This window comes from Blautia aquisgranensis (assembly GCF_040096615.1).
Classification (GTDB): Bacteria; Bacillota; Clostridia; order Lachnospirales; family Lachnospiraceae; genus Blautia_A; species Blautia_A aquisgranensis.
Genome location: NZ_JBBMEJ010000021.1, coordinates 18,678 through 31,291, shown reverse-complemented (window position 1 = coordinate 31,291; position 12,614 = coordinate 18,678). Strand labels below are relative to the sequence as shown.

10 protein-coding genes are annotated in these 12,614 nt (G+C 41.0%); 9 read left to right on the top strand and 1 reads right to left on the bottom strand.

Annotated elements, in window-relative coordinates; translation table 11 throughout:
* The first annotated feature begins 30 nt into the window (after window positions 1-30).
* The 7 genes from WMO28_RS14370 to WMO28_RS14340 are packed head-to-tail and all read left to right on the top strand — an operon-like array spanning window position 31 to window position 8,488.
* The gene (locus WMO28_RS14370; protein ID WP_349057437.1) at window positions 31-1,821 is read left to right on the top strand and encodes a DUF2194 domain-containing protein; all 1,791 of its coding nucleotides are present in this window, start codon (window positions 31-33) and stop codon (window positions 1,819-1,821) included.
* A gap of 12 nt (window positions 1,822-1,833) precedes the next feature.
* Window positions 1,834-3,300, top strand: a complete 1,467-nt coding sequence (gene pelF, locus WMO28_RS14365) for a GT4 family glycosyltransferase PelF (protein ID WP_173755625.1) — start codon at window positions 1,834-1,836, stop codon at window positions 3,298-3,300.
* Window positions 3,301-3,323: 23 nt separating this feature from the next.
* Window positions 3,324-4,769: an exopolysaccharide Pel transporter PelG gene (gene pelG, locus WMO28_RS14360; protein ID WP_178641675.1), complete on the top strand. Its 1,446-nt coding sequence runs from the start codon at window positions 3,324-3,326 to the stop codon at window positions 4,767-4,769.
* A 15-nt stretch (window positions 4,770-4,784) separates the two neighbouring features.
* Window positions 4,785-5,156: a hypothetical protein gene (locus tag WMO28_RS14355; RefSeq protein WP_148446185.1), complete on the top strand. Its 372-nt coding sequence runs from the start codon at window positions 4,785-4,787 to the stop codon at window positions 5,154-5,156.
* The gene (locus WMO28_RS14350; protein ID WP_349057436.1) at window positions 5,153-6,400 is read left to right on the top strand and encodes a glycosyltransferase; all 1,248 of its coding nucleotides are present in this window, start codon (window positions 5,153-5,155) and stop codon (window positions 6,398-6,400) included. Before WMO28_RS14355 ends, WMO28_RS14350 begins: the two co-directional genes overlap by 4 nt.
* A gap of 23 nt (window positions 6,401-6,423) precedes the next feature.
* Window positions 6,424-7,209 carry a glycosyltransferase family 2 protein gene (locus WMO28_RS14345; RefSeq protein ID WP_148446181.1) on the top strand — a complete coding sequence of 262 codons (786 nt, stop codon included), beginning with the start codon at window positions 6,424-6,426 and terminating at the stop codon, window positions 7,207-7,209.
* Window positions 7,184-8,488 carry a DUF4832 domain-containing protein gene (locus WMO28_RS14340; protein WP_349057435.1) on the top strand — a complete coding sequence of 435 codons (1,305 nt, stop codon included), beginning with the start codon at window positions 7,184-7,186 and terminating at the stop codon, window positions 8,486-8,488. The genes WMO28_RS14345 and WMO28_RS14340 overlap by 26 nt, the downstream gene beginning before the upstream one ends.
* Window positions 8,489-8,502: 14 nt before the next feature.
* On the opposite strand, the gene WMO28_RS14335 is transcribed toward WMO28_RS14340, so the two are convergent.
* Window positions 8,503-9,945, bottom strand: a complete 1,443-nt coding sequence (locus tag WMO28_RS14335) for a DUF4832 domain-containing protein (RefSeq protein WP_349057434.1) — start codon at window positions 9,943-9,945, stop codon at window positions 8,503-8,505.
* Window positions 9,946-10,066: 121 nt separating this feature from the next.
* On the opposite strand from WMO28_RS14335, the gene WMO28_RS14330 reads away from it, so the two are divergent.
* Window positions 10,067-11,560 (top strand): lipopolysaccharide biosynthesis protein, encoded by a 1,494-nt coding sequence (locus WMO28_RS14330; RefSeq protein WP_349057433.1) that lies wholly within the window; start codon window positions 10,067-10,069, stop codon window positions 11,558-11,560.
* Window positions 11,524-12,609 carry a glycosyltransferase family 2 protein gene (locus WMO28_RS14325; RefSeq protein WP_349057432.1) on the top strand — a complete coding sequence of 362 codons (1,086 nt, stop codon included), beginning with the start codon at window positions 11,524-11,526 and terminating at the stop codon, window positions 12,607-12,609. The genes WMO28_RS14330 and WMO28_RS14325 overlap by 37 nt, the downstream gene beginning before the upstream one ends.
* The last annotated feature ends 5 nt before the right edge of the window (window positions 12,610-12,614 follow it).

Genomic DNA, 12,614 nt, shown 5'->3' with positions numbered 1-12,614 from the left:
TCCAGAAGAAAATTTTTCAGCATAGCTATCATGATGTTCGTATTACTGTTTCTGTTTCAGTTTTCCATGGTGCTGAGGGACAGGCAGAATACTTATGATGTAAACTCAAATCTTGCACCAAAACAGAATGATGGAAAAAATGTCTGGAAAAACGAAGAACTCGATCCTGCGTCTGTGGAAACAACGGACAGAAGGTATGTACTTTTTGTAGGTGATTCGTCTTCTGATATGGCAGAGGCTGTAAGCAGATGGTGCACTTATGCAAAATGGGATATTTCAAAATGCAGTTCCATGGAGAAATTTAAAGAGAATGACAAAAATCTTCCGGGAATGCTGATCTTGGAGTCCGAAAAGTATGCACTTGATGATAATCTGAAAAAAATAGAAGAACTGGAACAAAAAGGTGTGCTCATTGTCTTCGGATGTCTGGAAGATCCGAAGAATATTGAAAAGAATCAGGAACTTCAGGACTTTCTGGGAATTTATAAAATCGTCTCCAAAAAAACAGAACTTACAGGGGCAAAGCTTTTTGAGGGGCTGCTTCTGGGTGGAGAGGTAGTTTATGAAACGCCGGAAGATAAAGATGAAAGAGATCGTCAGGATCTGCAGCTTGATGTACCCTGGTATCAGGTGGGCAGCGGAACCAAGACCTATATGGTCGGACTCCTGGATCAGTCCAAACAGAAGGAAACGGTAGAAAATGAAGAACTTCCCACACTGATCTGGAGAAACGGAATCTGGAACGGAAGCATCTTCTGTGTAGTTGGAGATTACATGAAAGACAGTACGGCACTGGGTCTTCTGGATGGCATGGTGGCAGAGGCATCTTCATATTACATTTATCCGGTAGTTAATGCACAGAATCTTTCCATGATCAATTTTCCTGTATTTGCAGATGAGAATAATGAACAGATGATGGAGTTATACAGTCAGTCCATAACAGGAATGGTCAGAGATATCATGTGGCCGTCACTTATATCCATTGTCGAAAAAGGTGGCTTGAAGATGACCTGTTTTATGCAGCCGCAGACAAACTACGAGGATGGAATAGAGCCGACCAGCAAGGATCTGGTATTTTATCTGAAACAGATGAAAGAACAGAATGCGGAAGTCGGTTTGTCCATGCAGTATAAAAATGCGGAATCATTAAGAGATAAACTGAATCAGGATGCTGAGTTTTTCCGGAAGGCTGACAGCAGCTATAAATACGGAGCAGCTTATATAGAAGAAAAGGATCTGGACACTGTAAAAGCTCTGATGAATACTGAATTAATGAAGAATGTAAGCACTTTGATATGTGAATACACAGAGGATGAGCCCGTAATATCCTACTGTACAGATTCTGTAACCTTGCAGTCTGTCACAAGTGACGGAATGAATTATACCTACAGTGATGATATCCGTATGAGAAGTATTCAGAGTTCACTGGGCTATACCAATGTTATGCTGAATATGCAGAAGATTTTCTGGCCGGAGCGGAAAAAAGACCGCTGGCAGATCATGCAGAAACGTTTTTCCAGCAATCTTCTCACTTACTGGAAAAATTTTACCGGTTTTGACAGCACTACACTTTCCGAGAGCAATACCAGAACAAGAACCTTCCTGAATCTGGATTTTTCAGAGACCAGGACAGATGATGAGATCATTCTGAAAACATCTGAGAGTGGAAGCTGGTTTATCTTAAGAACCCATGGAGAAGAAATCGAAGAAATCGAAGGCGGCACACAGAAAAAACTGGAGGATAATGTTTATCTGATCCAGGCACAGGATACAACTGTGAAGATCCAGGTAAAAACAGCAGGACTCCATTACAGCAAATAAGAGAGGACACAGATGAAAGTTTGTATTGTGGCAGAAGGGTGTTATCCGTATGTAGTCGGAGGTGTATCCGGCTGGATCAACAGTTTGATAAAGTCATTTCCAAATGTGGAATTTATATTGCTGGCAATTGTAGCCAACCGTTCTTTCCGGGGAAAATTCGTCTATGAGCTTCCGGAAAATCTTACACAGGTTTATGAGGTATATCTGGAGGACAGTGAGTGGGAAGGCGGAGACAGAAAGAGAAAACGAAGAAAAAAAGTTCATATTTCCCGTAAAGAATACGATGAACTTCTGAACATGGTCCTGAACCGGAAAACAGACTGGGGCGTGATCTTTGATCTGTTTCATAAGAAACGTCTTTCTGTAGATGATCTTCTTATGGGCGAGGACTTTTTTATGATCGCCAGGGAATGTTATAACAGAAATTATTCAAACATCAATTTTTCGGATTTTCTCTGGACGCTGAGATCGATCTATCTGCCAATGTTCTGGACATTAAAGATGGATGTGCCGAAAGCGGATCTTTATCACTGTGTAGCTACCGGTTATTCCGGGATCCTGGGAAGTATGGCGAAACATTTTCATGGAAGCTCTCTTCTGATATCTGAGCATGGTATTTACACCAGAGAGCGTGAGGAGGAGCTGATCAAGGCTGCCTGGGTCAGGGGCGTATATAAAAATATCTGGATCGAGCAGTTTAAGAAGATGTCTCTTCTGGCTTATGAGAAAGCTGACACTGTCACCTGTCTGTATGATCATGCAAGGGAGCTTCAGATCGAGCTTGGCTGCCCGGAAGAAAAAATCAAAGTAACACCCAATGGTATCAACACAGAAGCACTGGCAGATCTTCCGGGAAAGAATGAAGAAGAGCAGCAGTTTATCAATGCGGGAGCTGTTCTCCGTGTAACCCCGATTAAAGACGTAAAGACCATGATACAGGCATTTGATTTTGCAAAAAAAAGGGTCAAAAATCTGAAACTCTGGATCATGGGACCTGCAGACGAGGATGTGAAATACGCTCAGGAATGTTATGATCTGGTGGAGTCCCTGGGAACAAAAGATATCGAGTTTACAGGAAGAGTTAATGTAAAAGATTATCTGGGGAAAATGGATTTCACATTGCTCACCAGTATCAGTGAGGGACAGCCGCTGACGATCCTTGAGAGCTATGCAGCTCATAAACCGGTCATAGCTACAGATGTAGGAAACTGCCGGGAGCTGATCTATGGCAGCAACGATGATTTCGGGGAAGCAGGGATACTGACACATATTATGAATATTGAGGAGATCGCCCATGCCATGGTGACGATGTCCTTACAGGAAGAAGAAAGATTGCGTATGGGAGAAGCCGGTTATAAACGTGTAAATGCGTTTTACCGGATCGAACAGATGAAAGCAGTGTATCAGGACATTTACAAAGGATTTTCTGATAAACAGGGACTTGAGTGGACGGAGGAGCCCTTCAGTATAGGAAAATAATAATCTCAGGACGGAGAGAATACATGGCTGGAATAGGTGTAAAACTGACAAACATATATAAAAAGAATACGCTGACAACAGATATCATAGGAGTTGGATACAGTACGGTCGTTACCATTGCACCAATGCTTGTTGTGATCGGTGCACTTGTACTTATGGAATACTTTCTGGATTTTTCATCTGTAGCTTATATTACAAGGGAACTGTTTTCCTGTACAGTGCTGTATATTTTTATTTTCTCATTGCTGACAGCATCACCGTTTAACTCTGTACTGTCAAAATATATGTCGGATGTGATCTATGAAGAGAAATATGAGGATATCCTGCCCTGCTATTATGTGGGAATGTTCATGAATATTCTTCTCAGTTCTGTGTTGGGAATTATATTCTGTGTTCGCGAGGTGATCGTGGGAAAGGTAGATATCATTTATGTTTTTACAGGATACTGCGGATATATAGCACTTGTCCTGGTGTTTTATTCCATGCTGTATCTGTCTATCTGTAAGGATTACAAAAAAATCTCGTTTTTCTTTGCAGTAGGTATGACAGTTACTTTCTTTCTGTCATTGCTTCTCGTAAAAATATTTCACTGGAGTATCACCTACGGAATGCTGTTTTCACTGGCTGTCGGGTTCTGGCTGATCGCCTGTATGGAAATGTCTGTGGTGCGAAGCTATTTCAGGGAAAACAGCGGAAGGTACAGAGAGGTTCTGGGATATTTCAGAGAATACTGGCCGCTGGTTGTAACTAATTTTCTGTATACACTGGGACTTTATATTCATAATTTTGTTTTCTGGACAACAGATCTTCACATGATTGTGGTAAAATCCTTTGTATGTGTAACAACGTATGATATGGCAACCTGCCTTGCGATGTTTACAAATATCTCTGCAAGTGTTATCTTTATCAGCAGAGTGGAGATGTATTTTCACGACAGATACAAGGCATATTCAGAGGCAGTTATCGGCGGAAGAGGAGCGGATATCGCCATTACGAAAAAAAGGATGTTCCGTACTCTTTCAGAAGAGCTGATGAGCCTTGCAAGAGTCCAGTTTATTATTACACTGGTGATCTTTCTGGTCTGTATGATCTTTCTTCCTCAGCTTGGTTTCGGAGGAATGACACTGAGGATCTATCCGTGTCTGGCAGCAGGATATTTTATTCTGTTTCTCATGTATGCAGAAATTATTTTTATGTATTATTTTAATGATATGAAAGGCTGTGTGCTGACAGGACTGGCATTCTGCCTGATCACGATGGCAGGAAGTATGATTTCCACACATTTTTCGGAGATCTGGTATGGTGCAGGACTTGTTGCAGGAAGTTTCGCAGGATGGACAGTAGCCTATATGAGGCTTCAGTGGATGGAAAAACATCTGGATTTTCATATATTCTGCAACGGACATCTGCTGAAAAAGAAAAAAGGAGACTGCCCATCGCCAAAAGTATTTGACAGATATGAGCAGTAGGAAAGGAACGAAAAAATGGCTTCAGGAGATATACTTAGATTATTTGTAATTGCGGCAGGAGCATATATGCTTGTAAAAGCAGTACTGTCACTTGCAAAAAGAAAAATGACAGAACCATTTTGCCTTGCATGGGTATTATTATCTGCGCTGATGATTCTTTCCGGTGTGCTTTTGAATCCGTCTCAGCTGGATCGGTACATAAGCACAAGAGGACTGATCCTGATTATCATCGTTGTATCAGGAATTTTATGGGGACTGTGGTTTATAAGCATCCAGGTATCCCTTCTGAAAAGACGGAATCAGGAAATGGCCATGCAGATATCACTTTTAAACAACGACTGTGAGAAAATACTTAAAGAGCTGGAGAAAATGAAAAAAGAAAAATGAAAAAAGTATTGTTTGTCATTAACACTCTTGGAGGTGCCGGAGCAGAAAAAGCACTTCTGGAGCTGCTGAAAAGATTTTCGCCGGAGCAGTATCAGACTGATCTTTATGTACTGCTTGAACAGGGCGAACTGATCAGTCAGGTGCCGGAGTATGTAAATATCCTGAACAGAGATTATACAGCAGAATCGGTTCTTACAAGAGAGGGAAAAAAGAAACTGAATAAAAAGGTTTTCAGGCGGCTGTTTACCAGAGGAGCTTTGTTTAAAAACATTCCGTATCTGATAAAAAATATCTCAGTTATGCTGAAACAAAAGAAAATTCATGCAGACAAGCTTCTGTGGCGTGTTATGTCAGACAGCGGAATGAGTCTGGATAAGGAGTATGATATGGCGATCGCTTATCTGGAAGGCGGTTCCACATATTTTGTCCATGACCATGTGAAGGCAAAGCAGAAGTTCACATTTTTGCATGTGGACTATTCGTATGCAGGCTACAGCAGAAAACTGGATAAAAACTGCTATCTGGATTTTGACAGGGTCTTTACGGTGTCCGGTGAAGTAAAAGAAAGCTTTGAAAAAATATATCCCGAGTGTGCAGACAGAACCTTTATTTTCCACAATCTGATCGACAGGAAGGAAATCATAAGAAAAGCAGAACTTCCAGGTGGTTTTGAAGATACATATAACGGAAAAAGGATACTGACTGTAGGAAGATTAACTGTTCAGAAAGCTTATGAAACAGCTATTGACGCAATGAAACTTCTGAAAGATCAGGGCGTAAATGTGCGCTGGTATGTGTTGGGAGAAGGCGAGCTGAAAGAGCAGCTTCAGCAGAAAATAGACAGTCTTGGGCTTACCGGAGATTTTATCCTGCTGGGAGCAGAGGAAAATCCCTATCCCTATTATAAGCAGTGTGATCTGTATGTGCATGCTACCCGTTTTGAAGGAAAAAGCATTGCAGTACAGGAAGCACAGGTTCTTGGCTGTGCGATCCTTGTGTCGGACTGCAGCGGAAACCGGGAACAGGTAAATGATGGAATAGACGGATCCTTGTGTCAGCTGTCAGCGGAAGACATCAGCAGAAATATAAAAGAGCTGCTGGAAGATGATGAGAAATGTATGCAGTACAGAAAAAATGCCTCTCGTCGAATCTCAGATAATCAGGAGGATGAAATGAAACTGTTTTGCTGCAGCAGGAATGACAGGAATGGAGCAGAGCGGAATACAAAAGTTCGATATATATAGCGTAAGAAAAGAGAAAGAAAGCCATGGGAAACAGAAAAGAAGTTTTGATTATTATTCCGGCGTATAATGAAGAAAAAACGATTGTTCCAGTGCTTGAAAAGCTGGAACAGCCGGAGATCGCGCAGATCGCAGATGTACTGGTCATGAACGATGCATCCTCAGATGCAACCAATCATGTAACAAAAAAGAGAAAACATGATGTTGTGACTCATGTATTTAATCTTGGATATGGAAGTGGCCTGCAGCTTGGATATAAGTATGCAGTGCGAAAAGATTACCGTTATGTGATACAGATGGATGCAGACGGACAGCATGATGTATGCAATATTCCGAAAATCTATGAGGCATTGCAGACCAGAGATGAGAACGGTGAGCTACCGGATATTGTCCTGGGTTCAAGATTTATGGAAGGAAGCACAGATTTCCCGGTATCTCCGGCGAAAAAAATTGCATTTGCGTGGTTTCGGACAATGCTGAAACTGGGAACAGGAAGAAGCATTTCTGATCCGACTACAGGCCTGCAGGGGCTGAGCTGGAGAACTTTTCTTTTTTATTCCAAATATGATAACTTTGATGATAAATATCCAGACGCAAATATGCTGATGCAGATGCTGCTTCTGGGATTCCGGGTCAGGGAAATTCCGGCAGTGATGCATATGAGAACAGAAGGAATCAGCATGCATTCCGGGCTGAAGCCAATACTCTATATGTTCCGCATGACTTTTTCCATTCTGGCAGTATGGATCAGGGAAAAAATCCTCAAGATGGATGAAGGTAAGATACATGCTCTGGAAAAATATGATAAATAGAAATGGCTGGGATTTCCGGCAGGCAGAACTTGCAGAGAGTCTGGATGAACCGGAAAATCCCGGCAGAGGATGGTACGGGATCTATACTTTTATGGTTGAACAAAGTATAGATCCGGTAGAACTGAGATGGAGTCTGAGACAGGGGGAGTCGATGGCACTGGTACTGCTTGATATCCACGCATATCGCAGTAAGCTGCTGGATGAAGATGCCCTTGGAAATATCAGGAACATTCTCAGTTTTTTTATGCAATACAAGAAGGATGTGATTCTTCGTCCTGTATATGACTGGGAAGGAAATGGACGAAGCTGCGAGCCGGATGCTTTTAAACTGGTGCTGGAGCACATGAGACAGATCGGAGAAATATTGAAAAGTGTAAAACATTCTGTGTTTATTTTTCAGGGAATGCTGGTTGGCAGCTGGGGAGAGATGCACGATTCCGAATATTTATCTCCGGAACATCTTCATAAGATGTGGAGCTGTATGAGGGAGTACCTTGGAGCGGATATCTGTCTAGCTGTGCGTACGCCGTCACAGTGGAGAACCCTGAAAAGTGAAGAGGATTTTTTGCAGAAAAAATACTCCCGGCTGTCGTTGTTTGATGATGGTATACTGGGATCTCTGACACATCTTGGAACATTCGGTACTATGACAAAAGAGGCGGCAGGATGGAACGGTGCATGGACCAGAAAAGAAGAGCTGGATTTTATCAGCCGGCTTACAGAAAGCCTGCCCTGTGGCGGTGAGGTGACTTCCTGTACAGGAGAAGATGCCGCGAAAGTCAGGGAGGCAGATTTCATTATCAGTGAACTGAAGAACATGCATCTTGCTTATCTGGACAGTACTTACGATATGGAGGTTCTTAACCGGTGGAAACAAATAAATTATACAGGCTCCGGGATCTGGCAGGGGCGAAGCCTTTATGAATATATAGGCAGCCACCTTGGTTATCGCCTGACAGTAAAAAGCGTTCAGATGAAACGTACATGGCGTGGAAAAGCAGAATTTACCATTGAAATTGAAAATACCGGATTTGGAAAGTTGTTTCAGGATGCGGAATTATTTCTGATGATCGAGAATGAGGATCAGCAGAAAGAAGTTCCGGTTTCTATGGATCTGCGGAAAATATTGCCGGGAACTGTTCTCTGTGGAAAAGCAGTGACAGAGCCTGCCCACGGGAAAGTTTTTCTGAAAGCCCGGAGAAGATCAGACGGGCGAAGTATTCGGTTTGTCAATAGAGGCAGTGCAGACAGCCTTTATATTGGCTGCCTGCATAAATAAACATAAATATTGAATTACTGAAGAGTAAGAGTACCAACAGGAACGGTTTTGCTTTTTTCATATCCTTTGTTGGCAAAATGGATATAGTTTTTTGTGTATGGATCTTTCATACGAAGAGAAACTGTATAAGTTCCCTTTTTAAGGGAACGGACATCCAGGCTGAGTTTAAACTCAGAGAAATCATTACCTGCGATAGAACGGTTATCAATAGCTGTTTCGACTTTTTTTGATTTACCGGTATCTTTGCTGGTGAGAATCATATCTGTGGTATATTTCGTATATGCAGAGGAAAATCCGGTATTGGCAATTGTCAGATACAAAGTGGCAGTGTCATCGAGTACTGAATGAAAATCAATGGAGGACTGCTGCACAACATAACGGTAGCCCAGATGAGCACTGATGTAATCATATCCGCTGCATCCGGAAAAAACATCGGTATCTGATCCTGTGTAAGTAGAATTTTTCCATTTGTTAAGGACTGCTTCATCATGTTCCGAATTCAGATAAGACACATGCATTTGTGAGAGATCTGAGATGGCATTATCCAGATCATTGTATTCGTTGTCTACAGTAACCTCTCCACCATTAGGAACATATTGACAGAGTTTGTACTGAAAAAGAAGTTCATCACTGCGGGTACCCTGTTCCTCAGGTTTGCTGCTGGATTTCAGAGGCGTACTTCCGTAGGTGCCGAGATCATAGACAGATCCAAGCATACCGTCGTTAAACAGACTTAATCTGGATGCGAGTGTGCCGCTGTAAGCTTCTGAACTTGAAAGTGGCGTACTGGTACGGAGAATACCTCTTAACTGCGCCGGAGTACGGACTGCCAGATAAATTTCCCGGGAGATATCATTGTCAAGTTCTTCTATGATCTGACGTATTTGATTGAGATCTCCATAATTGGAATTATTCATCTCACCATTATTTCCTGTAAATGTTCCCTGCAGGATATATACACAGTCAGAATGTTTGTTGACAACAGTGGAAAGCCGTGAAATATGTTTTTTGATCTGCGGAAGGCTGGATGGTTCTGCAGATAAAGCCTTTCCATCCCAGTCATAGAGAAAACGCAGGATCACCTGCTTTTTGGCCTGTGTACATACAGTCAGCATTTTATCCAGCTGAGTAAGAGCATTTGTGCTGATATCAGAATCTGAATAATTTTTCAGATTGATTTCCAGAAGCATCAGTGGGTAAGGATTTGAGGTGCAGTTTTTTTTGCACCAGTTTGCAGCTGTTTTTGGCTTTTCCTTATCTGAAAGAATGTATCCGCCCATTTGATAAAAACCGCGGTAAGGATTATCCAGATCCTGGGAAGATTCTTCGCTTGAGGAAGGTGTATATTCAATTTTCAGATATCTGGAAGAGATTAAATGATGGAGGATAAGCGCAGCCAATGTAAAACAAAATATAAAAAAAAGACTATGCAGGATTATCGGTAATTTTTTTTTCATGGATAATTGCTCCTTTAAAAAATATCTATACATGCAATTATGAATTAACTATAATGTATTATAACCAAAAAGAAAGGATAAGTGAAGATTGAAACAGAAATCCAGGACCGAATACTCTGTCATGAATACGACAGTAGCCTTTATTGCACAAGTGACAGCAATTCTTATGGGCTTTTTTACAAGGGTCGTTTTTACGAGAACGCTCAGTGAAGGTTATGTAGGAATCAATGGTCTGTTTACAGATATATTAAATATATTATCATTATCAGAACTTGGAGTGGGAACTGCAATTACATATGCTCTTTACGGTCCAATTGCCAGAAATGATATCAAAAAACAGCAGCTCCTGATGCGGATGTTCCGTATTTTTTACAGAATGACAGCAGGTTTTGTTCTGGTGGCAGGACTGTGCCTGATTCCGTTTCTGGATATTCTGATGAAGGACAGGCCGGATGTGGATCATCTGATCGTGATCTATATTCTGTATCTTACGAATTCAGTTGTGTCTTATTTGCTGATTTACAAGAAGACATTGGTGGATGCTCACCAGATGAATTATATTACTGTGATGTATCATAATGGATTTCTTGTATTGCAGGATATCTGTCAGATCGTTGTATTGCTTCTGACCGGGAATTTTATCCTGTTTCTTATTGTTGCGGTTGTGTGTACGATAAGTGGAAATATTTGTATGTCCAGAAAAGCGGACAGACTTTTTCCTTACTTGAAGGAGCCTTGTAAGGATAAACTTCCGCAGAATGAAAGAAGGGATATTTTTCAGAATGTAAAAGCAATGCTTATGCACAAGATTGGCAATGTAGTGGTGAATAATACTGATAACCTCCTGATATCTAGCTTTGTTGGGGTTGTTACAGCCGGTATTTATTCCAATTATTTTCTGATCATAGGATCTGTGCGTCAGGTATTGGATCAGGCTATGCTGGGGGTTACGGCAAGTGTGGGAAACCTTGGCGTGACAGAAGATAAGGAAAAGGTAGGGCAGATCTTTGACAGGCTATTTTTTATTGGATACTGGTTATTCGGATTTGCAGGAATCTGTCTTATGGAACTTCTGAATCCTTTTGTGGAGATTGCATTTGGAAAAAAATATCTGTTTGCGAGAGAAATCGTGCTGATTCTTTGTATTAACTTTTTTATCAATGGAATGAGGCGTGCTATACTGATCTTCAAAGAATCTATGGGCTTGTTTTGGTATGATCGTTATAAAGCTGTGGCAGAGGCTGTCTTAAATCTGGTGATTTCTGTTTTGCTGGTAACACATTTAGGAGTGGCAGGAGTGTTTGTGGGAACATTTTGCAGCACTGTACTTACCTCTGTATGGGTGGAACCTTATGTGATCTATAAATACAGACTTGAAAGACCGGTGACTGGATTTTTCATAAAGTATGCCGGATATCTTGGAGTGATGGCAGCAGTATGGGGAATTACCGAATATTGCTGCAGGTTTATTTCAGGACAGGCATTTTTTGTTTTGGTATTAAGGCTGATGATCTGTCTGATAGTACCGAATATTCTGTTATGGCTGGTTTACAGAAAAACTGTAGAATGGAGAGAATTATGGAGTTTACTGAAAAGAATTGTAAAATTTCCGTGATCATACCTGTGTATAATGCAGAGAAATATATAAGAGAAACGCTGAACAGTATTATAAATCAAAGCTATAAAAACTGGGAAATCATTCTGGTAGAAAATGGTTCGGAGGATAAAAGTCCGGATATTATCCGGGAATATGAAAAGAAATATCCGGAAATCCGCATGATCAAAGGCCCTGGAAAAGGTCCCGGACCTGCGAGAAACAGAGGATTGAAACTGGCAAAAGGTGATTATATTGTGTTTGTGGATGCAGATGATTATCTTCCACATACAGAAATATTCCGTAAATATATAAGTATTGCTGAACCTACAGGTGCAGATATTGTAGTAAGTAATTATGCAAGATTATGGGAGGATAAGATTCTTCCGGCATCGAAACACGAGTCATTTGCATTGTGCAGTCCTTTATCAGAGGAATTCAGGTTTCGGGGATTCTTTTCTGTGGGAACACTTTCGTATGTATGGGGAAAGCTTTACAGAAGTGAATTTCTGAAGAAGAATCAGATTATTTTTACAGAGATTTCTTATGCGGAAGATAAATTATTCAATATGCAGTGCTATATCTGCAATCCAAAGTATGTTTTTCTGGAAGATGTAGGATATGTCTACAGAAAAAATGACGTATCAGTTTCCTGGCAGTATCGTTCGGATTCCACAGAGAACTGGTTTAAGATAGCATATGCGCTGAAGGGATGGATTGAGAAGAAGAATAAAGATCCTGTGGAATATATATCACTTACCAGATATTTGATTTTTTTTGCTGCATTTTTTGATGCTAAAATGGAATATATGCGGCACAAAAAAAGATTAAGAGCAATCCATAAAATACTGAAAGAATACGGCAGTCATCCAGTGGGAAAGAAAGTTTTTTGTGAACTGGCAGATAGAAAACGGCCACTTCAGATCAGCCAGTGGATGTGGAAGGCTATGATACGGATTTTTTCTTTTGGAATGAAATCAAAATGGTACCTTCTGATGTCAGTGGGTGTTAAAATTTTGATTACGCAGAAAGTAGATGAAAGACTTTCTGATACCGGGATCAGGGAATAAGTAAT